Origin of the sequence: Winogradskyella sp. (genome assembly GCF_013213835.1) — a bacterium.
Lineage (GTDB): Bacteria > Bacteroidota > Bacteroidia > Flavobacteriales > Flavobacteriaceae > Winogradskyella.
Genome location: NZ_JABSSU010000008.1, coordinates 132,169 through 158,174 on the forward strand (window position 1 = coordinate 132,169; position 26,006 = coordinate 158,174).

The 26,006-nt window shown below is 35.2% G+C and carries 25 protein-coding genes; 19 read left to right on the forward strand and 6 right to left on the reverse strand.

Features of this window, described 5'->3' with window-relative positions; translation table 11 throughout:
* Nucleotides 1–71: 71 nt before the first annotated feature.
* Nucleotides 72–860, reverse strand: coding sequence for an NAD(+) synthase (nadE, locus tag HRU50_RS13075; RefSeq protein WP_296351542.1), 789 nt, complete (start codon nt 858–860; stop codon nt 72–74).
* A gap of 81 nt (nt 861–941) precedes the next feature.
* On the opposite strand from nadE, the gene gldB reads away from it, so the two are divergent.
* Complete coding sequence (gene gldB / locus HRU50_RS13080; protein WP_296351543.1) at nt 942–1,907, forward strand: gliding motility lipoprotein GldB; 966 nt, start codon at nt 942–944, stop codon at nt 1,905–1,907.
* Nucleotides 1,907–2,245, forward strand: a complete 339-nt coding sequence (gene gldC, locus HRU50_RS13085) for a gliding motility protein GldC (RefSeq protein WP_296351544.1) — start codon at nt 1,907–1,909, stop codon at nt 2,243–2,245. The genes gldB and gldC overlap by 1 nt, the downstream gene beginning before the upstream one ends.
* On the opposite strand, the gene HRU50_RS13090 is transcribed toward gldC, so the two are convergent.
* Nucleotides 2,232–2,957, reverse strand: a complete 726-nt coding sequence (locus HRU50_RS13090; protein WP_296351545.1) for a hypothetical protein — start codon at nt 2,955–2,957, stop codon at nt 2,232–2,234. The genes gldC and HRU50_RS13090 overlap by 14 nt on opposite strands.
* 378 nt (nt 2,958–3,335) lie before the next feature.
* On the opposite strand from HRU50_RS13090, the gene HRU50_RS13095 reads away from it, so the two are divergent.
* The 17 genes from HRU50_RS13095 (at nt 3,336) to HRU50_RS13175 (ending at nt 21,237) form a co-directional block, all read left to right on the forward strand.
* On the forward strand, nt 3,336–3,956 hold the full coding sequence (locus tag HRU50_RS13095) for a DUF4230 domain-containing protein (protein WP_296351546.1): 621 nt from the start codon (nt 3,336–3,338) through the stop codon (nt 3,954–3,956).
* Nucleotides 3,953–4,525 carry a TetR/AcrR family transcriptional regulator gene (locus HRU50_RS13100; protein WP_296351547.1) on the forward strand — a complete coding sequence of 191 codons (573 nt, stop codon included), beginning with the start codon at nt 3,953–3,955 and terminating at the stop codon, nt 4,523–4,525. The genes HRU50_RS13095 and HRU50_RS13100 overlap by 4 nt, the downstream gene beginning before the upstream one ends.
* Nucleotides 4,526–4,611: 86 nt before the next feature.
* Nucleotides 4,612–5,685, forward strand: a complete 1,074-nt coding sequence (locus HRU50_RS13105; RefSeq protein ID WP_296351548.1) for a 2Fe-2S iron-sulfur cluster-binding protein — start codon at nt 4,612–4,614, stop codon at nt 5,683–5,685.
* Between the two features lie 108 nt (nt 5,686–5,793).
* Complete coding sequence (paaA, locus tag HRU50_RS13110) at nt 5,794–6,750, forward strand: 1,2-phenylacetyl-CoA epoxidase subunit PaaA (RefSeq protein ID WP_296351549.1); 957 nt, start codon at nt 5,794–5,796, stop codon at nt 6,748–6,750.
* Between the two features lie 75 nt (nt 6,751–6,825).
* Entirely contained in the window at nt 6,826–7,113 is a 288-nt protein-coding gene (gene paaB, locus HRU50_RS13115; RefSeq protein WP_296351550.1) for a 1,2-phenylacetyl-CoA epoxidase subunit PaaB, read from the forward strand.
* 49 nt (nt 7,114–7,162) lie between these two features.
* Nucleotides 7,163–7,915, forward strand: coding sequence for a 1,2-phenylacetyl-CoA epoxidase subunit PaaC (gene paaC, locus HRU50_RS13120; RefSeq protein ID WP_296351551.1), 753 nt, complete (start codon nt 7,163–7,165; stop codon nt 7,913–7,915).
* Nucleotides 7,916–7,949: 34 nt separating this feature from the next.
* Complete coding sequence (paaD, locus tag HRU50_RS13125; protein WP_296351552.1) at nt 7,950–8,447, forward strand: 1,2-phenylacetyl-CoA epoxidase subunit PaaD; 498 nt, start codon at nt 7,950–7,952, stop codon at nt 8,445–8,447.
* Between the two features lie 37 nt (nt 8,448–8,484).
* Nucleotides 8,485–9,267, forward strand: coding sequence for an enoyl-CoA hydratase-related protein (locus HRU50_RS13130; RefSeq protein WP_296351553.1), 783 nt, complete (start codon nt 8,485–8,487; stop codon nt 9,265–9,267).
* 2 nt (nt 9,268–9,269) lie between these two features.
* Nucleotides 9,270–10,445 (forward strand): 3-hydroxyacyl-CoA dehydrogenase NAD-binding domain-containing protein, encoded by a 1,176-nt coding sequence (locus HRU50_RS13135; RefSeq protein WP_296351554.1) that lies wholly within the window; start codon nt 9,270–9,272, stop codon nt 10,443–10,445.
* Between the two features lie 90 nt (nt 10,446–10,535).
* Nucleotides 10,536–10,943: a hotdog fold thioesterase gene (locus HRU50_RS13140; RefSeq protein ID WP_296351555.1), complete on the forward strand. Its 408-nt coding sequence runs from the start codon at nt 10,536–10,538 to the stop codon at nt 10,941–10,943.
* A 44-nt stretch (nt 10,944–10,987) separates the two neighbouring features.
* A complete protein-coding gene (gene pcaF / locus HRU50_RS13145) occupies nt 10,988–12,196 on the forward strand; it encodes a 3-oxoadipyl-CoA thiolase (protein ID WP_296351556.1) in 1,209 nt (402 codons plus the stop codon).
* 241 nt (nt 12,197–12,437) lie between these two features.
* Nucleotides 12,438–14,975, forward strand: a complete 2,538-nt coding sequence (gene paaZ / locus HRU50_RS13150) for a phenylacetic acid degradation bifunctional protein PaaZ (RefSeq protein WP_296351557.1) — start codon at nt 12,438–12,440, stop codon at nt 14,973–14,975.
* Nucleotides 14,976–15,043: 68 nt separating this feature from the next.
* Nucleotides 15,044–15,796: an enoyl-CoA hydratase/isomerase family protein gene (locus HRU50_RS13155; protein ID WP_296351558.1), complete on the forward strand. Its 753-nt coding sequence runs from the start codon at nt 15,044–15,046 to the stop codon at nt 15,794–15,796.
* Nucleotides 15,797–15,867: 71 nt separating this feature from the next.
* Nucleotides 15,868–16,464 (forward strand): transferase hexapeptide repeat family protein, encoded by a 597-nt coding sequence (locus HRU50_RS13160; protein WP_296351559.1) that lies wholly within the window; start codon nt 15,868–15,870, stop codon nt 16,462–16,464.
* A gap of 24 nt (nt 16,465–16,488) precedes the next feature.
* A complete protein-coding gene (locus HRU50_RS13165; protein WP_296351560.1) occupies nt 16,489–17,796 on the forward strand; it encodes a dihydrolipoamide acetyltransferase family protein in 1,308 nt (435 codons plus the stop codon).
* Nucleotides 17,797–17,880: 84 nt separating this feature from the next.
* Nucleotides 17,881–18,948 (forward strand): branched-chain amino acid aminotransferase, encoded by a 1,068-nt coding sequence (locus tag HRU50_RS13170; protein ID WP_296351561.1) that lies wholly within the window; start codon nt 17,881–17,883, stop codon nt 18,946–18,948.
* 216 nt (nt 18,949–19,164) lie between these two features.
* Nucleotides 19,165–21,237 carry a thiamine pyrophosphate-dependent enzyme gene (locus tag HRU50_RS13175; RefSeq protein WP_296351562.1) on the forward strand — a complete coding sequence of 691 codons (2,073 nt, stop codon included), beginning with the start codon at nt 19,165–19,167 and terminating at the stop codon, nt 21,235–21,237.
* 31 nt (nt 21,238–21,268) lie between these two features.
* Here HRU50_RS13175 and HRU50_RS13180 read toward each other — a convergent pair whose 3' ends face one another.
* The 4 genes from HRU50_RS13180 to HRU50_RS13195 form a co-directional block, all read right to left on the reverse strand.
* A complete protein-coding gene (locus HRU50_RS13180) occupies nt 21,269–22,918 on the reverse strand; it encodes a SulP family inorganic anion transporter (RefSeq protein WP_296351563.1) in 1,650 nt (549 codons plus the stop codon).
* A gap of 121 nt (nt 22,919–23,039) precedes the next feature.
* On the reverse strand, nt 23,040–23,600 hold the full coding sequence (locus tag HRU50_RS13185) for a DUF4136 domain-containing protein (protein ID WP_296351564.1): 561 nt from the start codon (nt 23,598–23,600) through the stop codon (nt 23,040–23,042).
* 11 nt (nt 23,601–23,611) lie between these two features.
* Nucleotides 23,612–25,606, reverse strand: a complete 1,995-nt coding sequence (locus HRU50_RS13190) for a urocanate hydratase (protein WP_296351599.1) — start codon at nt 25,604–25,606, stop codon at nt 23,612–23,614.
* Between the two features lie 14 nt (nt 25,607–25,620).
* Nucleotides 25,621–25,782 (reverse strand): DUF5522 domain-containing protein, encoded by a 162-nt coding sequence (locus tag HRU50_RS13195; protein WP_296351600.1) that lies wholly within the window; start codon nt 25,780–25,782, stop codon nt 25,621–25,623.
* Nucleotides 25,783–26,006 lie beyond the last annotated feature (224 nt).

The window sequence follows — 26,006 nt, forward strand, 5'->3', positions numbered from 1 at the left end:
AGAAGATTTGTTCACTAAAAATAAGTAATTTCTGAACAAAAAGAGCAATATATTCGTTAAAGGTGAGCTTTTTACCTAAAATCGGACGGAATCTCACAAACCGGAATTGGAATCATTTTGTGATGATTTCTTGTGTTGTAACTCATAAAAATTTTAAAGACTTCTTGTTCTCTACCAGAAAAATCTTCAGCAGTTTTTCCTTCGTCCTTCATTTGCATAGCCCATTCAAGTTCTGGATAAGATGCACCAATCTGATCTTCATCACTTCTTGCGTCTCCAAACAAACCGTCGCTTGGCGCTGCTTCCATAATAGATTCTGGTACTTTTAAGAATTCACCAACCTTATAGACTTCAGATTTTAATAAATCAGCTATTGGGCTTAAATCAACTCCGCCATCACCATATTTTGTAAAAAAACCAACACCAAAATCTTCAACTTTGTTACCAGTACCGGCAACTAATCTGCCTAAAAGACCGGCATGATAGTATAAGGTGGTCATTCTAAGTCTTGCTCTAGTATTGGCTAATGCCATATCTACAGTTGCTTTTTCGCCATCAAGACTAACTTCAGTTTTAAACTCTTCAAACACTGGTGTTAAATCAACTCTAGCATCATTTACATTCGAATAGCGCTTTTTGAGTTGAGCAATAAGCTCTTGTGCTCTTGTAACATGACTTGCTGCTTGATGTATCGGCATTTCAATACACAAAACATTTAATCCTGTCTCCGCGCAAAGTGTTGAGGTAACTGCAGAATCAATACCACCAGAAACTCCTACAACAAAGCCGTCAACTTTTGCCTTTGAGGCATAATCTTTCATCCAACTAACAATATGATTTACTACCTTTTCAGTTTGCATAATAATTTAAATTTAAGACAAAGAAATGTACATTTGCACAACAAAAATAACAGAATCGTGTTAGGATTAAAAATGATTTATATGAAGTTAACGAGATTGTTTTCTGTTTTAATGTTTGTTTCTTTTTTGGTGTCTTGCGAGGAAGATTCAAAGCTTGAAAAAGAAATTTCAAATGTTGAGGTTCAATTCGATATAGAACGTTTTGATAAAGTATATGCCAATGCAGATTCTAAAGATTTGCCAAATCTTAAAAAAACATTCCCATTTTTGTTTTCTAAGCATATACCAGATTCTGTTTGGGTTCAGAGAATGCAAGACACTTTGCAGCAAGAATTATCCCAAGAGGTATCTGCTAAGTTTCAAGATTTAAAGAATTCTAAAGCCGACTTACAAAACTTATTTCAACATTTAAAGTATTATGACCAAAGCTTTTCAATACCGCGAGTAGTAACTTTAACTAACTATGTTGATTATAGAAATAAAACAATTGTTACGGACTCAATTGTGCTTATTGCATTAGACAATTTTTTAGGTGGTGAGCATAGATTTTATCAAAGTATTCCTCAATATTTGTCAGAGAATATGCGAGATGATTTAATTGTTGTAAATGTTGCAGAACAGTACGCTAAGAAATATATCTTTCAGCCAAAAAGGCAAACCTTTTTAGATGAAATGATTTACTTCGGAAAACTACATTATTTTAAAGATATTATGATTCCTTTTAAGTCAGATGCTAGTAAAATAGAGTATACCGAAGAAGAATTAAAGTGGGCAGAAGCAAATGAAAGTGCTATATGGAGTTATTTTATAGAAAAAGAACTGCTTTATAGTACAGATAGTAAATTACCTGGTAGATTTATTGCTAATGCACCTTTTTCCAAGTTTTATTTGGAATTGGATAATGAATCGCCCGGAAGATTAGGTCAGTATATTGGTTGGCAAATTGTTAAGACCTATGCCAAAAGAACAGGTGATAATGTTTTTGATATCATGAAAATGCAACCAGAAGAATTATTTAGAAAATCGAATTTTAAACCCAAGAAATAATGGCAAACAATATAAAGTCAAAAATAGAATTGAACGTAGAGCTCGATGAAAATCGTGTGCCGGAAAAATTAAGATGGTCTGCTGAGGATGGAGGTATAAATAATGAAGAAGCAAAGGCGCTAATGTTGTCAGTATGGGATAGCAATGCACAAGAAACTTTAAAAATAGATCTTTGGACAAAAGATATGCCTGTTGACGAGATGAAACAGTTTTTTCATCAAACTTTAGTCACTATGAGTGACACTTTTATGAGGGCAACTCAAGATGAAAAAATGACAGCAACAATGAAAGATTTTTGCGATTATTTTGCCGAAAAATTAGAGCTTAAGAAGAAGTAATTTCCTTCTGTGGCTTAGAATCGTAAAAAGGCGTTGAGTTGAAAAATTCAGCGTCTTTTGTTGTGTAATCATTTGGGTTAATGCGTTTATGTCTCAAAAAAGCAGAGGTGTCATAAACTTCCCAGATCGTTAACATATTTAATCTACCTGCTTTAGATTTTTGATCAATTTTATGTTGTTCAATCATCTTTTCAACAGTTTCTTTATCAGCAAGCTTGGTTATTTTACTTGAGCTGTGTCCCTTGTTTATTTTTTTTATTACCCAAAAAAACTTCGCTACTTTGATAGGTATAATTAGTTGTTTTTCTTTGCCTTCGTGAGGGTTAAAGGATGCCGCGAGGTTTACCTCAGAATTATCACTAGAAAGATCAGGCGTTGCATCGGCTAACGAAATGTCTTTATGCCTTATTAATGTTAGAATAATTAATTTCTGATTGACTTTAACTTCAGTTACAAATCGACCTTTAGGAATTTCTGCCAATGGAATCTTGGCTGCGGTATCATTAATCTCAAAAGACTTGGTAAAATCATTATTAAAAATTTCAACCTTATAAATAACATTATCGCTAGAAAGTACGAGACTGTCTCCACTTTTATTCAAATGATGTTTAAGTTCTTTAGCTCTAAAATTAATATTCTGTATTAATGTGGTTTTTTGGCCATAACAAAGTGTAGAAATAAACAGCAGTATAGCAATACAACTTCTTTTCATAATAAGTAGGTTTTGGTTTGGGTACTTTTTAAAATTCTGTTGAGGGGAAAGAATCTTTAAAAACAAAATTATACACATAAATAGTTTTAAATATTTAAAAGAGATATTCTGCAAATTTTTGAGATGAATGGCAATGCTATTCGGTTTAATGCAAAAAATTAGGGATTAAACGTGAATCAAAATCAACATGTTAGAGTTGTATTTTTTTAAATTTCTAGTTACGTTTTGATAACTAAGAAGTGATATTTTTTTAATAAATAAAATCAGTCAAAAGTGTAGATTTGTGATGCTATTAATCATTGACAAACATTAGTTAGATCTTCACATGAGAAGAGAACTAGTGTTTTTTTTTATCTTATTTCTGATTAACTTAGCTTTATGCGAAAAATTTTATTTGGTGTAGTTATTGCATTAATAATCCTATTTACTTTCAAATATTGCGGAGATCAAAACAATACCAAGATTTCTATCCAAGAGAACTCAGCTTTAATACAAGAGCAGATTAATAATGTTGGTAAATTGGTAGTTACTGAAGGACATTTTAGTGAAGTTATTACATATCAACAATCTAAATCCATGTTTAATAATTGGTACAATCCTAATAAAAAAGCAGTGGTTATTGTCAATGCTGATGTTACAGTTGCTTATGACTTAAGTAAAATTGAGTTTGATATAGATAGTGAGAGTAAGGTTTTGAGAATAAAAAATATTCCTAAAGAAGAAATAAAGATAAGTCCAGAGTTGGAGTACTACGATATGGATTCTGATTTTTTAAATCCTTTTGAACCTGAAGATTATAATAAAATAGCAGAAACAGTTAAGTCTTCAATAGCCAAAAAGGTAGAACAGTCAGATTTAAAATCCAATGCAGAAAATAGGCTAATAAGTGAATTATCTAAATTTTTTATACTTACCAATTCTCTGGGTTGGGAATTGCAGTATAACCAATCACCTATTTCAAATATTGAACAATTTAAATCAATAGACTTCAAGCTTTGAGAAAACTAGAGACACGCAAAGAAGAAATAGTAAGAGTAGCGGCTCAATTATTTAAAGAAAAGGGTTATAGCGCCGTTACAATGCGAGATCTAGCTGCAGAAATGGGCATAAAAGCTGCAAGTTTATACAATCATATAACTTCAAAACAAGATATTTTACAAACTATAATTATTTCTCTTGCAGAAGAATTTACTGAAGGGATGAATAAGGTTATTCGTTCCGAAAAATCTAGTATCGAAAAATTAAAAAAAATTGTTCAGCTTCATGTGACTATTGCTTCAGCTAATACTAATGGTATGGCTTCTTTAAATACAGATTGGATGCATTTAGAAGATCAATTAGAGTATTATTTAAAATTGCGTAATGATTACGAACAGAATTTTTTGGTAATCATTAAGGAAGGTGTAAAAAATTTAGAAATAAAGTCAAAGAATCCTGAGGTTATCATGTTTTCCATGCTATCCACTTTAAGGTCTTTGTATTTATGGCTTCCAAATAAAGAAGATGTGAGTTCTAGTGACCTTGCCCTTCATCTTAGTGAAATTCTAATAGAAGGAATTAACAAATAGTTTAGATTTATTTTTTTAACTTTGTTACCTAAACTAACGATTGTTAGTTTTTATTTTTAAGTTTTTCGATAACGTTTTCGTAGGCTATGGCAGAATTTTACAATATAGAGGTAGAAGATATTCATAAAGAAACATCAGACACATCTGTAATTACTTTGAATGTACCAGATAACTTGCAAGACCAATTTAAGTTTAGACAAGGGCAGCATTTAACTTTAAAAGCCATCATTAATGGTGAAGACGTGAGAAGATCATATTCATTGTGTTCAAGTCCTCTAGAAAATAAATGGCAAGTAGCGGTGAAACAAATACCCGAAGGTAAATTTTCTACCTATGTCAATACTTTTTTAAGAAAAGGTGATGATTTGGAAGTAATGCCACCAAGTGGAAATTTTGGTATTGACACGAATTCAGAAAATGCTAAGAACTATCTGTTTTTTGCCGCAGGAAGTGGTATTACTCCAGTAATATCTATGATAAAGTCACATTTAGCACAAGAACAGCAATCTACCTGTAAATTATTTTATGTCAATAAGACTGCAAAATCAATTATCTTTAAGGAAGAGTTAGAACAGTTGCGCAATAAATACTTCGGAAGGTTAGAAATCTACTATTTTTTAACTCAAGAAAGAAGAGATATAGAATTGTTTAATGGTCGTTTTGACGATGATAAAATGCAAATACTATGTAGGACTTTTATTGACATTCCAGATACCAACGAAGTTTTTCTTTGCGGACCAGAACAAATGGTAAATTATGTGAGCGAGTATTTGATAGCGAAAGGTTTATCTAAAGATTTAGTGCATTACGAACTGTTTGTAAGTGGGTTATCAGAGGAAGATATTAAAAGAGCTGATAGACTGTCTAAACAAAACGTTGAAGGTATTGAAGTAACAGTTTTAGATGGAGGAAAGGAGTTTGTATTTACAATGACAAAAGAGTACGATAATATTTTGGATGCCGCCTTAGGTGCAGGTGCAGATTTACCTTTTGCTTGTAAAGGTGGTGTTTGTAGTACTTGTAAATGCGAAGTTAAAGATGGTGAAGTAGAGATGAAGATCAATTATGCTTTAGATGAAAAAGAAGTTTCTCAAAATCTAGTACTAAGTTGTCAGGCTGTACCAACAAGCGATAAAGTAGTTGTTGATTTTGACGTTTAAGGAAAAAGATATTACAAACCCAAGTTGAAGGGTTATAAAATATATTGAAAAAGAAGAATAAATATCACAAGCTATTTGGCATAAGCAAATAGTTAAAAGTTAAGGATTATGAGTGAAGAACAGATTAAAAGTTTAGAAAGACATTTTAATGAGCGCATTGCAAACGATGAGAAAATTGAACCGAAAGATTGGATGCCAGAAAAGTATCGTAAAACTCACATACGACAAATTTCTCAGCATGCGCATTCAGAGATTGTTGGAATGTTGCCAGAAGGCAATTGGATAACAAGAGCTCCTTCATTAAGACGTAAAGTCGCTTTATTGGCAAAAGTACAGGATGAAGCTGGTCATGGACTATACCTTTACAGTGCATGCGAAACTTTAGGTGTGTCGAGGGATGAATTGTATGAACAATTACACACCGGAAAAGCTAAATATTCAAGCATCTTTAACTATCCAGCATTAACTTGGGCTGATATGGGAGCTATTGGGTGGCTTGTTGATGGGGCTGCAATTATTAATCAAGTACCACTTTGTAATACATCTTATGGTCCTTATGCAAGGGCAATGATTCGTGTGTGTAAAGAAGAAAGCTTTCACCAAAGACAAGGGTTTGAGATTATGCTAAAACTTTGTAACGGCACACCAGAACAGAAAGAAATGGCGCAAGATGCTCTTAATAGATGGTGGTGGCCTAGTTTAATGATGTTAGGTCCAACAGATGACAAATCGGTGCATACAGAACAATCGATGAAGTGGAAATTAAAGCGTAAAACAAATGATGAATTACGTCAGCAATTTATTGATCAAACCGTTCCTCAAGCAGATGTCTTAGGACTTACGGTTCCAGATAAAGACTTAAAGTGGAATGAAGAACGTCAGAGTTACGATTTCGGAGAAATAGATTGGGAAGAGTTTTGGCAAGTAGTCAAAGGTCATGGACCAATGAATAAAGAAAGAATGAAGGCTAGAGTTGGTGCTTGGGAACGTGGTGAATGGGTTAGAGAAGCGGCAATGGCTCATGCAGAAAAGAAACAAAAGCGAAAAGAAAAGCAAGCAGTTTAATTAGGATGTCAGTTTTAAGTAATGAGACTCTAGATTATTCTCAATACTAAATGCTAACATCTCAACACTAATAATATGTCATCAAAAAATTGGCCTCTTTGGGAAATCTTCGTCAGAAGTAAAAACGGATTAGAACACAGGCACTTCGGAAGTCTTCACGCCGCAGATGCCGAAATGGCGTTAGAAAATGCAAGGGATGTTTATACACGTAGAAACGAAGGTGTGAGTATTTGGGTTGTTGAGTCAAAACATATCACGGCGTCAAATCCAGAAAATAATGGTGAATTATTTGAACCTGCTCAAGATAAAGTATATCGTCATCCAACATTTTATGATGTGCCTGATGATGTAAAACACATGTAATTTTCCTTCGAAAGCAGGACTCTCAATCAAGTTTAATTTCAATTTCAAAATGAATTCAAATTTATATAATTATATTCTAGGTATAGCGGACAATAGCCTTATTCTTGGGCAGAGGCTTGGTGAGCTTTGTGGTCATGGTCCTACTTTAGAAACAGATATTGCTGGAACAAATATTTCACTTGATTTATTTGGGCAAGTACGCAGTTATTTTCAGTACGCAGCTAAAATAGCAGGAGATGGAAGGACTGAAGATGATATTGCCATGCTAAGAAAAGAGAGAGAATACAAAAATGTATTATTGGTAGAGCAACCAAATACAAATTTTGCTTACACCATTGGAAGGCAGTTTTTATTTGATGCGTATCATTTAAGCTTCTTAAAAGAGTTACAAAAAAGCGCAGATTTAACACTTTCTGCAATAGCAAATAAGAGCATTAAGGAAGTGAGTTATCATGAACGCTTTTCGTCAGATTGGGTAAAGCGGCTAGGCGATGGAACAGATGAGAGTAAAGCAAAAATGCAAGAAGCTATTAATGATCTTTGGATGTATACAGATGAGTTGTTTCATCAAACAGACGCAGACAAGGTAATGGTTGAAGAAAGTGTTGGAGTGGATGTAACAAAGCTCAAAGATGACTATTACAATTATGTGTCGGAAGTTTTAGAAGAAGCAGGTTTAATAGTTCCAGAAAGCAAATATTTCCATAAAGGAGGTAAGCAAGGCATTCATACAGAACATTTAGGGTATTTGTTGGCAGATTTACAATACATGCAACGCACCTATCCTAATATGGAATGGTAACATTTTCCAGCGAAAGCAGAAATCTCATAATGCGATGACAACAGAACAAAACATAGAAGACATTTTAATTCCAATTTTGGAAAAAGTCTCTGATCCCGAAATTCCAGTATTATCCATTATGGATATGGGAGTTGTACGTTCTGCGAAAGTGATAAATGAAATTGTAAAGGTTGAAATTACACCAACATATAGTGGCTGTCCAGCAATGGATGTTATTGGAGACGATATAAAAAGCGCTATGAAAAATGCAGGATATAATACAGAAGTAGATTTGATTTTGCATCCTGCTTGGACAACCGATTGGATAACACCAAGAGGGAGAAGAGCACTTGAAGATTATGGGATTGCAGCGCCATTAGAAGCTGAAGCAGATAAAGAGGTGTTATTAAATGGTAAGCAATTAGTAAAATGTACTAATTGCGGATCAACAAATACTAGAATGGTTAGTCAATTTGGTTCAACAGCATGTAAAGCACAATTTCAGTGCAATGACTGTCACGAACCATTCGATTATTTCAAATGCTTAAAATAAACTTGAATTAAAACATATTCAATTACTCGAAGAATATATGAGCAAAAGTATTTTATTAGATATCAAAGATGGTGTAGGTTATATTAAGCTTAATAGACCAGACGTTTTTAATAGCTTTAACAAAGAAATGGCCATAGCAATGCAAGATGCCTTAGATTACTGCAGAAATAGCGTAGAAGTAAGAGCCATTGTAATTGAAGGAAGCGGAAAAGCATTTTGTGCAGGACAAGACATTGTTGAGATTACTACTCCAGAAATTAATCCGGGATTGAAAAGCATTCTTGATAATCATTATAACCCAATTATTTCAAGAATAAGAACAATTGAAAAGCCAATCATTGCTGCTGTTAATGGTGTGGCAGCTGGTGCTGGCGCTAACATAGCTTTGGCATGTGATGTAGTAGTGGCAAAGGACAATGCAAGTTTTATTCAAGCCTTTAGCAAAATTGGATTGATTCCTGATAGTGCTGGTACATTCTTTTTACCAAGGTTAATAGGATTTCAAAAAGCACTAGCTCTATCTATGCTAGGAGATAAAGTATCAGCTGAAGAAGCAGAAAAAATGGGAATGATATACAAGCAAGTTCCAGCCGATGAGTTCGAGGAGGTGATTAATAAGTTAGCACTAAAACTAGCTAATATGCCTACAAAAGCTCTTGGTCTCATAAAAAAAGCCTTCAACAAATCCATGACAAATGATTTGGAGGAACAATTAACACTAGAATCAAAATATCAAATAGAAGCCTCAGAAACTGAAGATTATGCCGAAGGTGTTGCCGCCTTTATTGAGAAAAGAAGGCCAACTTTTAAAGGTAAATAATAATGAACATAGGAATCATAGGTTCTGGAACAATGGGCAGCGGAATTGCTCAAGTAGCAGCAACAGCAAGTTGTAAAGTAAAACTTTACGATACCAACCAAGCTGCATTAGACAGAGCGAAATCAGCATTAGAAAAAATATTATCTCGATTAGTTGAAAAAGGGAGAATTGATGAAGTTGAAAAGAGTAGAATTCAATCTAATATCTCTTATGTCGATAATTTAAAGGATTTAGGAGATTCCAATCTTACTATTGAAGCTATTATTGAAAACCTTGAAATCAAACAAAACGTATTTTCAGAACTAGAAACTTATGTTTCAGAAGATTGTATCATAGCATCAAACACATCAAGTTTATCAATAGCATCAATAGCTTCATCACTTCAAAAACCGGATCGTTGTATAGGAATTCATTTTTTTAATCCAGCACCATTAATGAAGTTGGTTGAAGTGATTCCAGCTATCCAAACATCAAAAAAAGTGTTAGATAAATCTGTTGCAACCATTTCCGAATGGAAGAAAGTCGTTGCTGTAGCAAAAGATACACCAGGATTTATAGTCAATAGAGTTGCAAGACCATTTTATGGTGAAGCATTACGAATATATGAAGAAGGATTAGCTGATTTTCAAACAATTGATTATAGCCTAAAAATATTAGGAGGTTTCAGAATGGGGCCATTTGAGTTAATGGATTTTATAGGTAATGATGTGAATTATACAGTAACCGAAACTGTGTTTACGGCATTTTATTTTGATTCAAGATATAAACCATCTTTTACCCAAAAACGCTTATCCGAAGCTGGATTTTTAGGTAGAAAGACAGGAAAAGGCTACTACGATTACGACCAAAGTGGACGAATTATAATTCCAGACGAAGCGATTGAATCTCAAAACACAGAGAATATAAAAGAGCAAATCTTCAATCGTGTTTTAGTAATGCTCATTAATGAAGCAGCAGACGCATTGTTTCTAAATATAGCATCAGCAGAAGATATAGATAACGCAATGACCAAAGGCGTAAATTATCCAAAAGGTTTACTGGCTTGGGCAGATGAAAAAGGCATTGCTTGGTGTGTGAATATGATGGACGAATTATATAATGTATATCACGAAGATAGATACAGATGTTCACCGTTATTACGCAAAATGAAACTAGAGAACAAAACGTTTTTTAATTAGCGTCAGTCCCAGTGCGAAGCGTATGGAGAACAAGCGAGACTTCTCGATACATTTTATTTCAAAAATCACTGGAAGTGACAAATTGTAAATATGAAAGGAGAACTAATTCCATATAAAATGCTAAGCCAAGACGCGTTCAGTCAATGGCTAGGCATAGAAATTTTAGAATCAGAAGTTGGAAGATGTAAGCTTGGAATGAGGATTAGAAAGGATATGCTCAATAGTATGTTTAAAACCCATGGTGGAATAACATATTCGTTGGCGGATACAGCATTTGGTTTTACAGCAAATACACATGGCAAATATGCAGTGTCAATTGAGTCCAGTATAAACCATATAGAAGCTCTGGAAGAAAACGATTATATCACGGCAGAATCGACGGTTAATTTACAGAAAATAAAAGTAGGTTTTAACATTGTTGAAGTGAAGAAAGGGGAACAATTAGTTGCTCTTTTTAAAGGAGTAGTTTACAGAACTAACAAAGATTGGGAAGATTAAAAAGTATGGAATAATGTAAGACCTACTTTTATAGAAATTTTAATATGATAGAAGCATATATTATAGATGGTGTAAGAACACCAATAGGAAATTACAAAGGAACACTTTCATCCGTTAGAACGGATGATTTGGCTGCGTTGGTTATTCAGGAATTAGTTAAAAGAAATCCTAGCATACCTAAAGAGGCTTATGATGATGTTATTTTAGGTTGTGCTAATCAGGCAGGAGAGGATAATAGGAATGTTGCACGAATGGCATCATTATTAGCAGGATTACCATATACTGTTCCAGGCGAAACGGTAAATCGTTTATGTAGTTCAGGATTGTCGGCAATTATTCACGCAAACAGGGCAATCAAATCTGGTGATGGCGATGTGTTTATTTCTGGTGGAGTCGAAAATATGACACGTGGACCATACGTTATGGCAAAACCTTCAAGTGCGTTTGGAGGTGATTCTAAGTTATATGATTCCACTTTTGGATGGCGCTTTGTAAACCCTAAAATGCAAGAAATGTATGGTACGGACGGAATGGGAAATACTGCTGAAAACTTAGTGGATAAGTATGCCATTTCAAGAGCAGACCAAGACCAATTTGCATATTGGTCTCAAATGAAAGCTTCCAAAGCTCAAGAAAATGGAAGGTTAGCAAAAGAAATAATTTCGGTTGAAATTCCTCAGAGAAAGAAAGATCCAATTGTCTTTTCAAAAGACGAATTTGTGAAACCAAATACGAGTTTAGAAGTTTTAGGTAAACTAAGAGCAGCTTTTAAAAAAGATGGAAGTGTGACAGCAGGAAATTCTTCAGGATTAAATGACGGAGCAGCAGCAACAATAATTGCTTCTGAAGAGGCAGTAAAAAAGTATGGTCTAAAACCTGTAGCTCGTATCGTTAGCTCATCAGTAGTAGGAGTAGAACCAAGAATTATGGGAATTGGACCAGTTGAAGCTTCTAAAAAAGCTTTAGCGAGAGCAGGCTTAACATTAGATGATATTGATGTTATTGAACTTAATGAAGCATTTGCAGCTCAAGCTCTAGCTTGTATAAGAGCATTAGGTTTAGCGGACGATGACATACGGGTAAATCCAAATGGCGGTTCAATCGCTATCGGTCATCCACTTGGTGTCACAGGAACAAGAATTGCATATTCAGCAGCATTAGAATTACACCAACAACAAAAGCGTTATGCCTTAATTACGATGTGTATTGGCGTCGGACAAGGATATGCTGCAATTATAGAAAGAGTAGGATAAAAACAAGATACAATACCGCTTCGCTTTTAGATGTTAAACCAAATCAATGCGAAGCATTGAAATAAATGTTGAAATGTAGAATATAAAAATCAAATCGTTAAGAATTTCTGAACCCTTGGAAGAAATTTAGATTTTAGTTTTGGTTTTCAATCTGAGAAACAAGATTGAAAAATTCCTCATTTCAACTTGAATTTTTGGTTCGTTTTGTTTCAAGACAAAATGAACATAAAAAGAATAAGATATGAGAAAAATTGAGCACTATGTAACTGGAAACTGGACAACAGGAACTGAAGAAGGTCAGCCAATCCTTGATGCAGTTACAGGCGAAGCTTTCGCTTCAGTAGCTACAGAAGGATTAAATATTCCAGAGATTCTTCAATATGGCAGAACAACCGGTGGAGAAGTGCTTCGTAAAATGACCTTTCAAGAGCGTGGTAATATACTAAAGAAGTTAGCATTATATCTAACGAAAAGAAAAGATGCTTTTTATGAACTAAGCTATAGAACTGGAGCAACAAAACTTGATAGTTGGATTGACATAGAAGGTGGCTTCGGAAACCTTTTTGCAAATGCCTCATTAAGGAAATTATTTCCAAATCAACCGTTTCACGTCGAAGGCGACCCAATAGATTTATCAAGAGGTGGACGATTTATGGCGCATCACATTATGGTACCAAAAAAGGGAGTTGCTGTTCATATTAACGCTTTCAACTTTCCAGTTTGGGGAATGTTAGAAAAGTGTGCTGTAAATTGGATGGCAGGAATGCCTGCTGTTGTGCTTCCAGCACCTTCATCATCATATTTGGCAGAAGCAGTGACTAGAACAATTATAGAATCTAGAATTTTACCAGAAGGCGCATTGCAAATCATTAACGGAACGGTTAAAACAATTCTAGATACAGTCGAATCTCAAGATGTGGTGACGTTTACAGGTTCAGCGGCAACCGGAAGATTATTAAAAGCACATCCAAGATTAATTCAAGAATCGGTTCCATTTACAACTGAAGCAGATTCCTTAAACGCTTCAGTTCTTGGTGAAGACGCTGTTCCAGGAACACCAGAATTTGATTTGTTTATCAAAGAAGTTCGAAAAGAAATGACAGTAAAAGCTGGTCAAAAATGTACCGCAATACGTCGAATCATTGTTCCTGAAAATTTAGTCGAAGATGTTCAAATAGCATTAGGAAAAGCGCTTGATAAAGTGACTATAGGTGACCCAAGACTGAAAGAAGTTAGAATGGGAGCTTTAGTCAGTAAACAACAAGTTGAAGCGGTTAGAGATTCGGTAAATGATTTAGCTAAAGAAGCGCAAATTGTTTATGGAAATTTAGATAAGATAGATACAGTTGGAGCAGATGCAAAAAAAGGTGCTTTCATAAGTCCAATTTTATTGAGAGCAGACAATCCGTTTCAGAATACAGTCATTCACGAACGTGAAGCTTTCGGTCCTGTAAGTACAATTATGCCTTACAAAACATTGTATGAAGCAGTAACATTAGCGCAAATGGGTAAAGGCTCGCTGGTATCTTCAATTGTGACTAATGATGATAATATCGCTAGAGATTATGTTGTAAATGCAGCTAGTCATCACGGACGAATTTTGGTGCTTAATAGAGAAAGTTCTAAGGAAAGTACCGGTCATGGTTCACCTTTACCTTATTTGGTACACGGTGGACCAGGAAGAGCTGGTGGAGGTGAAGAAATGGGTGGAATGCGTGGTATAAAACACTATTTACAGCGTACAGCTATTCAAGGTTCACCATCAACTATAACCGAGATTACAGGTGTATATCAGCAAAATGCAAAATACAAAGAAGCTGAGAAGCATCCATTTCAATACCATTGGGAAGATATTCAACCAGGAATGTCTCTTAAAACGCATAAGCGAACGATTACAGATTCAGATATTGTAAATTTTGCAAATCTGACTTGGGACCATTTTTATGCACATACAGATATTACATCTTTAGATGGGAGTATTTTCGAAAAAAGAACTGCTCACGGTTATTTCATTATTTCAGCCGCAGCAGGATTATTTGTGTATCCGAATAAAGGTCCAGTAGCTGCAAATTATGGTTTAGATAGTATCAGGTTTTTAAGACCATTGTATCACAACGATACCATTTATGTGCGATTAACTTGTAAAGAAAAAGTAGATAGAGATGTGGCAAGTACAGAGCATCCTAGCGGAATTGTAAAATGGCACGTTGAGGTGTTTGATGCTAATTTTGAAGATAGACCAGAAAGTGAAAAAGGACCAAAAGATAGTCCTTTAGTTGCAGTGGCAACCATTCTCACTATGGTTCAAAAGAAACAGAAAACTTTTGTTGAAATTAATAAAGCTTCAATTGAAAATTGCTTGAGCAAATTAAGTGAAGATTCAAAACCGCTTTGGGGAACAATGTCTGCACAGCATATGGTAGAACACTTAGAATATTCAGTAAGAATTTCTTCAGGTGAGATTGAAGTAAATGAAATTGCCACACCAGAAAAAATACTAGAAAAAGTTCACGCTACTTTATACAACTATAAGAAGATGCCAAAGGAACATCCAGCACCTAAACAATTAGAAAAGGAATTGGAGACTTTGAGTTATAATAGTTTAGAGGAAGCAAAACAAAACTTGTTAGAGGCTTATGATAATTACATCGAATTCTTCAAGAAATATTCAGAAGCAAAGCTTACAAATATAGTTTTTGGCGAGTTGAACAAATACGAATGGAATCTATTCCATCGAAAACATTTTAATCATCATTTTGAACAATTTGGACTTTTATAAGAATATGGATATGATATTGAGTATGAAGACATCTCAATACTATTGTCTCACTACTAATATTTAAAATTATGACACAACCATACGTAAAACAAACCATAGATAACCAAGTAGGATACATAGAGTTTTTTCATCCTGCTCATAACTCCTTACCAGGAGATATTTTAGCAAAACTAGCCAACACAATAGCTGAAGCTGGACAAAACGATGCCATTAAAGTTATTGTTTTAAAAAGTGGAGGAGACAGAACATTTTGTGCTGGCGCAAGCTTTAAAGAGCTTATAAATATTAATGACGAAGCAACTGGGAAAGTGTTCTTTTCAGGATTTGCAAACGTAATTAACGCCATGCGTAAATGTCCAAAATTTATCATTGGACGCGTTCAAGGAAAGACCGTTGGTGGTGGAGTAGGATTAGCCTCTGCAACAGATTACTGTATGGCAACAAAGTTTGCAGCAATTAAACTGAGTGAGCTTAATGTTGGTATTGGGCCATTTGTTGTGGGACCAGCAGTAGAACGCAAATTAGGTCTTAGCGGAATGTCTCAAATTGCAATAGATTCAAATACATTCTATTCGCCAGATTGGGCAAAGCAGAAAGGCTTATTTACACAAGTTTACGATACAACTGAAGAGTTAGATGAATCTGTAAGGTCATTTGCTGAGAACTTATGTACATACAATCCAGAAGCAATGAAAGAAATGAAAACAATGTTTTGGAAAGGAACAGAAGATTGGGATACGCTTTTAGCTGAACGGGCTGCAATTAGTGGTCGTTTGGTATTAAGTGAGTTTACAAAAGAAACATTAAAACGATTTAAATAGAAGTACAGAGTATTGAGATAATAGATGTGAGTCAAATCTCAATACTCAAAACTAAAATCTCACAACTATCAATGATATACGAATTTCAAGGATACATACCAGTTGTTCACGAAACTAGCTTCGTGCATCCTTTGGCAGCTGTCACAGGAAATGTCATTATTGGCAAGCATTGTTACATTGGTCCTGGAGCAGCTATTCGTGGAGATTGGGGACAAATCATTCTCGAAGATGGAGTTAATGTTCAAGAGAATTGCACTGTACATATGTTTCCTGGCAAGTCAATTGTGTTAAAAGAAAGCGCGCACATTGGTCACGGTGCAATAATTCACGGAGCAAACCTTGGAAGAAATTGTTTAATAGGAATGAACTCTGTTATTATGGATGATGCTGAAATTGGAGACGAATCAATTGTTGGAGCAATGACATTTGTAAAAGCAGAGACAAAAATTCCACCTCGAAGTTTAGTCGTTGGTAATCCAGCAAAAATTGTAAAAGAAGTTAGTGATGACATGATTGCTTGGAAAACAAAAGGTACGCAATTGTACCAACAATTACCTCAAGACTGTCATAACAGTTTGAAAGAAGTGGAACCTTTGCGTGAGGTTCCAAAGCATATGAAAATGCAGAAAGATGTTTATAAAACACTTCGTGATTTTTTAAAAAAATAAACTAACAAACATTAGTTCATTATAATGTCTAGAGTTGAATTTAAAATGCCTAAGCTAGGCGAAAGTATAACAGAAGCAGCCATAATTACTTGGTTTAAAAATGTAGGTGATTATATTGAAGAAGATGAGATGCTTCTTGAAGTTGCTACAGATAAAGTAGATTCTGAAGTGCCATCCAATGTTTCAGGAATAATAGAAGAAATATGTTTTGAGGCTAATGAAGTTATAAAAATTGGCGATACCGTTGCTATTATAAAAGCAGATGGAAAGACTTCAAGTTCAACACAAAAATCCTCTGTCATTCCGAACCAAGAGAAGGAATCTCAATCTTTGAAAAAGAAAACAAAAAAGCGTGCTGTCATTCCTAATGAAGTGAAGGAATCTCAGTCTTTTTCAGTTTCTAACTCAAACCAATTCTTTTCACCTTTAGTAATTGAAATAGCAAAACAGCATCACATAAGTTTTGAAGAATTAGCTCGAATACCAGCAACAGGTCACGAAGGAAGATTACGTAAAAGTGATGTTTTTCAATATATTGAAGAAGGCAGACCATACAAGTTTGCACAACCAGTTGTGCAAGACCCAACAGCTTACAGAATTCCGCAATTAAATCTAGATAAAGGAAAAGGTAGAATTGTAGAAATGGACAGAATGCGACAAATGATTGCCGATCATATGGTGTATTCTAAACATACGTCACCACACGTAACTGCTTATGTTGAGGCGGATTTGACAAATATGGTACAATGGAGAAATGAAAATAAAAAATCATTTCAAGAAAAATATGGAGAACGATTAACGTTTACACCACTTTTTGTTGAGGCCGTAGCAAAGGCAATTAAAGATTTTCCAAATATCAATGCTTCAGTTGATGGTAAAAATATCATCATAAAAGAAGATATAAATGTTGGTATGGCAACAGCGTTGCCTAGCGGAAATTTAATTGTTCCTGTGGTTAAAAATGCGAACACTAAAAATCTAAAAGAATTAGCTGCAGATGTTAATGCATTAGCAAATAAAGCGCGAGAAAATAAATTACAAGCAGACGATATACAAGGAAGCACCTTTACAATTTCAAACGTTGGAACATTTGGAAGTGTTATGGGAACACCAATTATCAATCAGCCAGAAGTAGCGATTCTAGCTTTAGGAATTATAAAAAAACGTCCAGAAGTTATTGAAACTGAAAATGGTGATGAAATAGCAATTAGAAGTATGATGTATTTGTCCTTGTCTTTTGACCATCGTGTGGTTGATGGATTTTTAGGAGGAAGTTTTGTACGCAGAGTTGCGGATTACTTTGAGCAGTTTGATGTAGATAGAGAAATTTAGTGTACTGTCATTCCTGCGAAGGCAGGAATCTTTTAAATAAATAATGTAAATGAGATTCCTGCTTTCGCAGGAATGATAAGAATTATGAGTTACAAAATAACAACAACCAAAGTAGAAAGGTCTAATGTAGACCAATTAGATTTTGACAATATTCCATTAGGTACAACCTTTACAGATCATATGTTTATTTCCGATTATGAAAATGGTCAATGGGTAAATCCTAGAATAGTTCCTATGGGTATGATACCAACGCATCCAGCAGCAATGGCATTACATTATGGTCAGGCCATATTCGAAGGTATGAAGGCTTATAAAAATGAGAATGGTGAACCAATGTTATTTAGACCAGACCAAAATGCAAAGCGCTTAAACAAAAGTGCTGACCGAATGGGTATGCCACATTTTCCAGAAGGATTATTTGTAGAAGGTTTAAAAGAACTCGTAAGTTTAGAACATAATTGGATTCCGCCTAAAGAAGGAAGCGCGTTGTATTTAAGACCTTTTATGTATGCTGATGAACCTTTTATAGGAATGCGCGCAGCAACCCATTACAAATTTATTATAATGGCATCACCAGCAGGTCCATTTTTTAGCAAGCGCATAAAGTTATGGGCAGAAAAACAATTTATCAGAGCTGCACATGGTGGAACAGGTGAAGCAAAAGCAGCTGGTAATTACGCTGCTGCAATAAGACCAACTGAGCTTGCAAAGGCAAAAGGTTACGACCAAGTATTATGGTTAGATGCTGCTGAGCATAAATACATTCAAGAAGTAGGCACCATGAATATCTTTTTCAAGATTAATGGTGAATTCATTACACCAAAATTAGACGGGTCTGTTTTAGATGGTATTACTAGAAAAAGCGTTATTGATATATTAAGAGACAAAGGCTTTAATGTAACCGAACGCTTAATTACATTAAATGAAATTAAGCAAGCCTCACAAAATGGAGAGTTAGAAGAAGCTTTTGGAGCAGGTACAGCAGTTGGTATCGCATACATTCAAGAGATTGGGTTAGAAGGTCAAGTAATTCATGTTTCAGATGAAAGTCCAGTAGGTATAGAGATTAACGATACTTTAAACGCCATAAAAACAGGGAAACTTGAAGATAGGTTTAATTGGATGTTGAAGACAAGAAAAGAGTTAGCGTAGAAAATATTGGGCGTTACTACAATAGTATTGTGGTCGGGCTTTCGGCAGTCGCTATTTTTTGGTCATTGAGGCATTCGAAATGCCAAAAAATGAGCTTCAACAAAGCCTCAATCCCTAACGCTGGGTCCGGAATAGCAAGACTGTCATTCCTGCGAAAGCAGGAATCTGAAGTAATAGACTGGAATATTAAATGATTCCATTTTCATGAGAAGACATATGAAAAAAGAAATATTAGAAAAAGGATTTTTGAATCTCTGCACAGCAAAAGCAATGGCAGAATTGTATGAAGATAACTTCAAGCAAGTATCAAAATATGTTCACGCAACATCACGTGGTCACGAAGCAATTCAAACAGCTTTGGGTATGCAATTATTACCACAAGATTATGCATTTCCGTATTACAGAGATGATGCTATGTTGCTTGCTTTCGGGTTACAACCTTATGATTTGATGTTGCAATTGTTGGCAAAAAGAGATGACCCATTTTCTGGTGGAAGAACCTATTATTCGCATCCAAGTTTAAAAGATGCAGATAAGGTTAAAATTCCACATCAATCTTCAGCAACAGGTATGCAAGCCATTCCAGCTACAGGTGTTGCAATGGGAATGCAATATCTAGAAAAACAATATCTTGAAAATTCAAATGTTACGTTGAGCGCAGCCGGAACGTCTCAAAACCCAATAACAGTATGTTCCTTAGGTGATGCATCAGTAACCGAAGGGGAAATTGCAGAAGCATTTCAAATGGCAGCTTTAAAACAAATGCCAATTTTGTATTTGGTGCAAGATAACGGTTGGGATATTTCTGCAAATGAAGCAGAAACTAGAGCGCAAAATGCAGCTGAATATGCAGCAGGATTTCATGGGTTAGAAGCTATAAGTATTGATGGTGCAAACTTTATTGATAGTTATGAAGCCATAGAAAAGGTAATTGCTACGATTAGAAAAGAACGTCGCCCTTTTCTAGTGCACGCTAGAGTTCCGTTATTAAATCATCATACCTCTGGGGTTCGAATGGAATGGTATAGAGACGATTTAGACGAAGCACGTTCTCGTGATCCTTATCCAGTTTTAAAACAACAACTTTTAGACAATGGTTTTTCAGAAAAAGATGTTGAAGCAATAGAGCATTCTGCTAAAGAAAAAGTACAATCAGATTTTGAAGAGGCTTTAAAAGCCGAAGACCCAAAACCTGGAGATTTATTTACTCACGATTTTGTTCCAACAACAATTACTGATGAAGTAGGAGAGCGCGAACCTAAAGATGGTGAGCGTGTTGTAATGGTTGATTGTGCTTTGCACGCTATTGAAGAGTTGATGAGAGAAGAAAAAAAATGCTTGTTGTATGGACAGGATGTTGGTGGAAGACTTGGTGGAGTGTTTAGAGAAGCAGCAACTTTGGCTCAAAAGTTTGGTGACGATCGTGTGTTTAATACACCAATTCAAGAAGCATTTATTGTTGGGTCTACAGTAGGAATGAGTGCAGTTGGTTTAAAGCCAATTGTTGAGGTTCAGTTTGCAGATTACATTTGGCCAGGATTAAATCAATTATTTACTGAGGTAAGTAGAAGTTGTTATTTGTCAAATGGAAAATGGCCTGTAAGTATGATTCTTCGTGTGCCAATTGGAGCTTATGGAAGTGGTGGTCCATACCATTCTTCTTCGGTTGAAAGTGTGATTACCAATATTAGAGGTATAAAAATTGCTTACCCTAGCAATGGCGCAGATTTAAAAGGGATTATGAAAGCGGCTTATCACGACCCAAATCCTGTGGTGATTTTAGAGCATAAGGGCTTGTATTGGTCTAAGGTAAAAGGTACAGATGGAGCAACTTCAATAGAACCTTCCGATAATTATATATTGCCATTAGGAAAAGCTTGGTTATTACAAGAGATCTGGAAACAAGAAGATGTTGAAACTCTAACCATTGTTACTTACGGAATGGGAGTGCATTGGGCTTATAATGCTTCTGGTGAATTAGGAATGCGTAATCAAATTGAAATTATCGATTTACGAACATTGTTTCCTTTAGATGAAGACACGATTATGAAATCTGTAAAGAAAACAGGAAAATGTTTAGTCGTTACCGAAGAGCCTTCAAACAATAGTTTTGCAAGAGCATTAGCAGGTAAAATTCAAGAAGAATGTTTTAAATTTTTAGATGCACCAGTTATGACAATCGGAAGTGAAAATATGCCTGCAATTCCTTTAAATTCTACTTTAGAACAAACCATGATACCTTCAACAGAAAAAGTAAAAATTAAAATAGAAGAGATATTAGCATATTAAATAAAAAGCGACTCATAAGAGTCGCTTTTTATTATAGATTATATTCAGAAAGTGGTTTCGTAAACTCTTCCGGATTTTCTGCAAGATGATATCTTGGATCATCAATATCTTCTACAATGACTTCATCAAACTTAGGGTTGGCTTTACGTAAAAGTATTTTACAATCTTCACTTAGATGTTTTAGTTTTATTGACTTTCCTTCAGCTTCATACTTGTTTACTAAATTAAAGATAGCTTCAAGTGCAGAATGATCGGTTACACGAGATTCAATAAAATCTATTTCTACTTTTTCTGGGTCGTTTTTCACATCAAACTTTGCGTTAAAATTTTGAATAGAACCAAAAAAGAGTGGTCCCCAAATTTCATATGTTTTTGTGCCATCAGATTGCATACGTTTACGAGCTCTAATCATTGTTGCATTCTTCCAGGCAAATACAAGTGCAGAAATAATAACACCAGCAATAACTGCAACAGCTAAATCTTTCCAAACCGTAATGGCAGAAACTGCAATTAAAACAAAGGCGTCAGCTAATGGTATTTTTCTGAGAATTCTAAAGCTACTCCAAGCGAAAGTTCCTATGACTACCATAAACATTACACCTACCAATGCGGCAATTGGTATTTGTTCAATTAATGGTGCGCCAAATAAAACAAAGCATAATAAGGCAATAGCTGCAACAGCACCAGATAAACGTCCACGTCCGCCAGAATCTACATTAATGATAGATTGACCAATCATTGCGCATCCGCCCATTCCGCCAAATAATCCATTCAATATATTTGCTCCACCTTGAGCGATACATTCACGATTTCCGTTTCCTCGAGTTTCAGTAATTTCATCAACAAGGTTCAAGGTCATTAAAGATTCTATAAGTCCAACTGCTGCAAGAATAAATGCAGTAGGCAAAATAGTACTTAGTAAATGACCATCTAATGTGCCAAACAATCCAAATATTTGATCTTGAAAAGTTGGTAATGTGCCTTTTATACCTTCTTTTCCACCGCGATCAGCAATGAAAGACCCAACAGTACTTACATCGATATCTCCAAAAATAGTTATACATGCAACAACAATTATCGCAATTAATGCAGCTGGAATTTTTTTGGTCAATTTTGGTAATCCATACATTATTCCCATAGTTAAGGCTACTAGACCAAGCATAGTATATAAGCTTGTCCCGCTCATGTATTGTAATTCACCATTTACGAGTTCTTTAAAAAGACCGAGTTGAGCCATGAAGATTACAATAGCTAAACCATTTACAAATCCCATCATTACAGGATGTGGAATTAAACGTACAAATTTTCCAAGTTTGAATAATCCAGCCAGTATTTGAATACCACCAACAATCAATAAGGTGATGAATAACCATTGGAGTCCAAGATTATCTATTGGTGTGTCTAAGGCTAGGCCAACATCATTTCCTTTTTTTATAAGATGCACCATAACAACAGCCATAGCTCCAGTAGCTCCAGAAATCATGCCAGGGCGACCACCAAAAAGTGCAGTCACAATTCCCATCATAAAAGCACCATAAAGTCCTACTATTGGTGGTACTTCTGCTATAAAGGCAAAGGCGACTGCTTCTGGTACTAATGCAAGTGCAACTGTTAAACCTGATAAAATATCGTTCTTAGGGTTCTGTGTGAAGTTTTTTCGAGTGGTTTGACCTAAAATCATAATATTGTGCTTTTGAAAGTCGGCAAAGATATAGTATTTAGTTTTAATGCCTAATAAAAGGCTGTAAACCAAAAAAGCATCAGTTAAACTGATGCTTTTGAAATTAAATAATTTTTTATTTCTATTCTGTTGGTGGAAATTGCTCCATGGTTTTGGCCACAAACTCTTTTATCCTAGCTTCTTTTTTATCAACATTTCGAGTAACAAGGTAACCCGTTCCAGATCCTTGCCAGATTAATTCTTTTTTGTTAGTGTCTATGAAGTCTATAAATAGCATACCTTCAGTTCTCGTAGAAACTTGGTTGCCTCCCCAGCCAAAACCAGGTCCCCAACCCCAGCCCCAACCACCGAAGCCTCCCCAACCCCAGGCACCAGCGCCCCAGGCATTGTTATAGACATTAACACGTTGATTTGACTTAGTGAATATACTAATTAGCATGTCTGGATTCTCAGATTTAGTCATTCCTTTCGCTAATAATTCAGCTTCGATAGCTCTTAAAATTCTTCGTTTATCGATATCACTAATTTCGGCTTTATCAATTCCTGGCTTAAAAAAAGCAAAGGTTTTGTATTGGTCAAAATTTGTTTCTCTGTCATAATCTGCAGCAACTCTCACAGAACTACATGATGTTAATAATACAGCAAACAAAAGAATAGGTGCGATTTTAATTAAATTTTTCATATTGCTTTTTTTTAAATGGTTTCTAATAGGTCGTGATCAACAATATTTGGGATGGTGACTTTTAGATTAGGCTCAACTTCCATTGCACGTTTAATTGCGAAGGTAGCTCCTTCATTTCGTGCCCAATTTCGTCGAGATATTCCGTTGTTTACATCCCAGAAAAGCATTGATTTTAAGCGTTTTTTAGCTTCTTTACTACCATCAATAACCATGCCGAAACCACCATTCATTACTTCTCCCCAACCAACACCTCCACCATTGTGAATACTAACCCATGTTGCGCCTCGAAAACTATCACCAATAACGTTATGAATCGCCATATCTGCTGTAAAACGAGAACCATCGTAAATATTTGAAGTTTCACGGTATGGTGAATCGGTTCCAGAGACATCGTGGTGATCACGTCCTAAAACAACATATCCTATTTCACCTCTTTCAATAGCATCGTTAAAAGCTTTAGCAATCTTCATTCTCCCTTCAGCATCAGCGTATAAGATTCTGGCTTGTGAACCTACGACTAATTTGTTTTCTTGAGCTCCCTTTATCCATTGAATATTATCGGCCATTTGCTGTTGAATTTCAGAAGGTGAATTCTTCATTATCTCTTCTAAGACCTCACAGGCAATCGCATCGGTTTTGGCCAGGTCTTCAGGTTTACCAGAACAGCAAACCCAGCGAAATGGGCCAAATCCATAGTCAAAACACATTGGTCCCATAATATCTTGAACATAACTAGGATATTTAAACTCTCTTCCGATAGTCGGATTTTCTGCCATAACATGGGCACCGGCTCGGGAGGCTTCAAGTAAGAAGGCGTTTCCATAATCAAAGAAATAAGTGCCATTTGCCGTATGTTTGTTAATAGCTTTAGCATGACGCCTTAAACTCTCTTGGACTTTTTCTTTGAACAATTCCGGTTGATTAGCCATTAAATCGTTAGATTCTTCAAAAGATAGTCCGACAGGATAGTAACCACCAGCCCAAGGATTGTGAAGTGAGGTTTGGTCACTTCCTAAGTCTATCTTAATATTAGCTTCATCAAATTTTTCCCAAACTTCAACAATATTGCCTAGGTAAGCAATAGAAATGATTTCTTTTTCAGCTTTAGCTTTTTTAACTCTTGAAACTAATTCATCTAAATCAGTGATTTTTTCGTCAATCCAGCCTTGATCTAAGCGTATTTGAGTGATTTTAGGATTTACTTCTGCACAAACGGTAATACAGCCAGCAATATTTCCAGCTTTTGGTTGCGCGCCAGACATACCACCTAATCCAGACGTAACAAATACGTTACCTTTTGGTTCTTTCTTTATTTTTCTAAATCCATTTAGAACAGTAATTGTAGTGCCATGAACAATACCTTGCGGCCCAATATACATGTAGCTTCCAGCAGTCATTTGTCCATATTGAGTTACTCCAAGTGCATTAAATTTTTCCCAATCGTCCGGTTTTGAATAATTAGGAATCATCATACCATTAGTGACTACAACCCTTGGTGCGTTTTCATGTGAAGGAAATAAACCCAATGGATGACCAGAATACATTACCAGAGTTTGCTCATTATTCATCTCTGCTAAATATTTCATGGTTATTAAATATTGAGCCCAATTTGAAAATACAGCTCCATTACCACCATAAGTAATTAACTCATGCGGATGTTGCGCTACAGCATAATCTAAATTATTCTGAATCATCAACATTATCGCAGCAGCCTGTTTAGATTTTGCAGGATATTCATCTATAGGTCGTGCATACATTTTATAGTCTGGTCTAAAGCGATACATATATATGCGACCATAAGTGTCTAGTTCTTCTTTAAATTCTGGTAGAAGTATTGAGTGATGCTTTTTGTCGAAGTAACGTAGTGCATTTTGTAACGCTAACTTTTTTTCTTCAATCGATAAAATATCTTTTCGTTTAGGCGCGTGATTAATGTTGGAATCATACACCTTAGGTTGTGGTAATTCATTAGGGATACCTTGTAATATTTGGTCTTTAAATGACAGTTGAGTTGTTTGCATTACTTCTTTTTAAGTTTTTCTTTATCGAAACCATATGGGCAATGTCTGCATCCGCTTTCACAGCAATAACCGCGTTTTAGATGATATTGCTCTGTAAAACAGCGATAGCCTTCAGGTGTTAAATAGTAATCTCCTTCTTCTATTGGGACATATTTCTTCATCATATTACAAAGATAGCTTAATTTGGATTGATTTTTGCTTTCTATAGAATAGTGCTTATAATTTCAAAATATTTAGTGCCGAGAGGTTTTGTTGGACTTACTGTTTTTCCTTTCATGTTTTTAAAGAGTGAAACATTAAAAAGAAACAATGTTTTAATAAATCATGAAAAGATTCATCTCAGACAGCAATTAGAGTTGTTAATTGTTCCGTTTTTTATCATTTA

Bases quoted from the DNA above. Each gene is read 5' to 3' on its own strand.
- nadE (WP_296351542.1), bottom strand. From the start codon at position 860: ATGCAAACTGAAAAGGTAGTAAATCATATTGTTAGTTGGATGAAAGAT.
- gldB (WP_296351543.1), top strand. From the start codon at position 942: ATGAAGTTAACGAGATTGTTTTCTGTTTTAATGTTTGTTTCTTTTTTG.
- gldC (WP_296351544.1), top strand. From the start codon at position 1,907: ATGGCAAACAATATAAAGTCAAAAATAGAATTGAACGTAGAGCTCGAT.
- HRU50_RS13090 (WP_296351545.1), bottom strand. From the start codon at position 2,957: ATGAAAAGAAGTTGTATTGCTATACTGCTGTTTATTTCTACACTTTGT.
- HRU50_RS13095 (WP_296351546.1), top strand. From the start codon at position 3,336: ATGCGAAAAATTTTATTTGGTGTAGTTATTGCATTAATAATCCTATTT.
- HRU50_RS13105 (WP_296351548.1), top strand. From the start codon at position 4,612: ATGGCAGAATTTTACAATATAGAGGTAGAAGATATTCATAAAGAAACA.
- paaA (WP_296351549.1), top strand. From the start codon at position 5,794: ATGAGTGAAGAACAGATTAAAAGTTTAGAAAGACATTTTAATGAGCGC.
- paaB (WP_296351550.1), top strand. From the start codon at position 6,826: ATGTCATCAAAAAATTGGCCTCTTTGGGAAATCTTCGTCAGAAGTAAA.
- paaC (WP_296351551.1), top strand. From the start codon at position 7,163: ATGAATTCAAATTTATATAATTATATTCTAGGTATAGCGGACAATAGC.
- paaD (WP_296351552.1), top strand. From the start codon at position 7,950: ATGACAACAGAACAAAACATAGAAGACATTTTAATTCCAATTTTGGAA.
- HRU50_RS13130 (WP_296351553.1), top strand. From the start codon at position 8,485: ATGAGCAAAAGTATTTTATTAGATATCAAAGATGGTGTAGGTTATATT.
- HRU50_RS13135 (WP_296351554.1), top strand. From the start codon at position 9,270: ATGAACATAGGAATCATAGGTTCTGGAACAATGGGCAGCGGAATTGCT.
- HRU50_RS13140 (WP_296351555.1), top strand. From the start codon at position 10,536: ATGAAAGGAGAACTAATTCCATATAAAATGCTAAGCCAAGACGCGTTC.
- pcaF (WP_296351556.1), top strand. From the start codon at position 10,988: ATGATAGAAGCATATATTATAGATGGTGTAAGAACACCAATAGGAAAT.
- paaZ (WP_296351557.1), top strand. From the start codon at position 12,438: ATGAGAAAAATTGAGCACTATGTAACTGGAAACTGGACAACAGGAACT.
- HRU50_RS13155 (WP_296351558.1), top strand. From the start codon at position 15,044: ATGACACAACCATACGTAAAACAAACCATAGATAACCAAGTAGGATAC.
- HRU50_RS13160 (WP_296351559.1), top strand. From the start codon at position 15,868: ATGATATACGAATTTCAAGGATACATACCAGTTGTTCACGAAACTAGC.
- HRU50_RS13165 (WP_296351560.1), top strand. From the start codon at position 16,489: ATGTCTAGAGTTGAATTTAAAATGCCTAAGCTAGGCGAAAGTATAACA.
- HRU50_RS13170 (WP_296351561.1), top strand. From the start codon at position 17,881: ATGAGTTACAAAATAACAACAACCAAAGTAGAAAGGTCTAATGTAGAC.
- HRU50_RS13175 (WP_296351562.1), top strand. From the start codon at position 19,165: ATGAAAAAAGAAATATTAGAAAAAGGATTTTTGAATCTCTGCACAGCA.
- HRU50_RS13180 (WP_296351563.1), bottom strand. From the start codon at position 22,918: ATGATTTTAGGTCAAACCACTCGAAAAAACTTCACACAGAACCCTAAG.
- HRU50_RS13185 (WP_296351564.1), bottom strand. From the start codon at position 23,600: ATGAAAAATTTAATTAAAATCGCACCTATTCTTTTGTTTGCTGTATTA.
- HRU50_RS13195 (WP_296351600.1), bottom strand. From the start codon at position 25,782: ATGAAGAAATATGTCCCAATAGAAGAAGGAGATTACTATTTAACACCT.